Below are 940 nucleotides of genomic sequence, written 5' to 3'. Positions count from 1 at the left end.
GACCCGCTTCGCCGCGGAGATCCCCGCCCTGCCGTACGCGGTCAACCTGATCCACAGCCCGAGCGAGGACGCCCTGGAACGCGAGGGCGTGGAACTGCTGCTGCGGCACCGGGTGCGGTGCGTGGAGGCCTCCGCGTTCATGGACCTCACCCCGCACGTGGTGCGCTACCGCGTCGCCGGGCTGAGCCGCACCCCCGACGGCCGGGTGCACGTGGGCCACCGGATCGTCGCGAAGGTCTCGCGCGCCGAGGTCGCCGAGCGGTTCATGCGCCCGGCGCCCGAGGCGATCACCGCGGACCTGGTCGCACGCGGGCTGATCACCGCCGAACAGGCGGAACTGGCGCGGCGGGTCCCGATGGCCGACGACGTCACCGCCGAGGCCGACTCCGGCGGCCACACCGACCGGCGTCCGCTGACCGCCCTGTTCCCGGGGCTGCTCCGGGTGCGCGACACCGTCCAGCGGGAGCTGGGGTACGGGCAGCGGATCGGTCTGGGCGCCGCGGGAGGCATCGGCACGCCGCGTGCCGCGGCCGCCGCGTTCGCGCTGGGCGCCGACTACGTCGTCGTCGGCTCCGTCCACCAGTCCTGCCTGGAGTCGGGCACGTCGGACGCGGCACGCCGGCTGCTGGCGGGGGCGGGGCTCGCGGACTTCGAGATGGCGCCGGCGGCCGACATGTTCGAACTCGGCGTGGAACTGCAGGTGCTGAAGAAGGGCACCTTGTTCCCGATGCGCGCCAAGAAGCTCTACGAGCTGTACAAGGCGTACGACGGTGTGGAGGCGCTGCCCGAGGAGGCGCGCGGGCAGCTGGAGCGGCAGGTGTTCCGGCGGCCGCTCGAGGACGTGTGGGCGGACGTGGAGGAGTACTTCACCCGCCGCGACCCGGACCAGCTGCTCCGTGCCCGGCAGTCGCCGCGGCGGCGCATGGCGCTGGTCTTCCGC

1 protein-coding gene is annotated in these 940 nt (G+C 74.1%); it reads left to right on the top strand.

Annotation, left to right across the window (positions count from 1 at the left end):
* Nucleotides 1-940 (top strand): nitronate monooxygenase (locus LPA54_RS33025; protein WP_228984430.1); only part of this gene is annotated, 940 nt, incomplete at both ends.

Origin of the sequence: Streptomyces sp. DH12 (assembly GCF_020873895.1) — a bacterium.
In the GTDB taxonomy this organism is placed as follows: domain Bacteria; phylum Actinomycetota; class Actinomycetes; order Streptomycetales; family Streptomycetaceae; genus Streptomyces.
The sequence above is the reverse complement of the archived record's forward strand: the minus strand, read 5'-3'. Positions and strand labels throughout refer to the sequence as shown.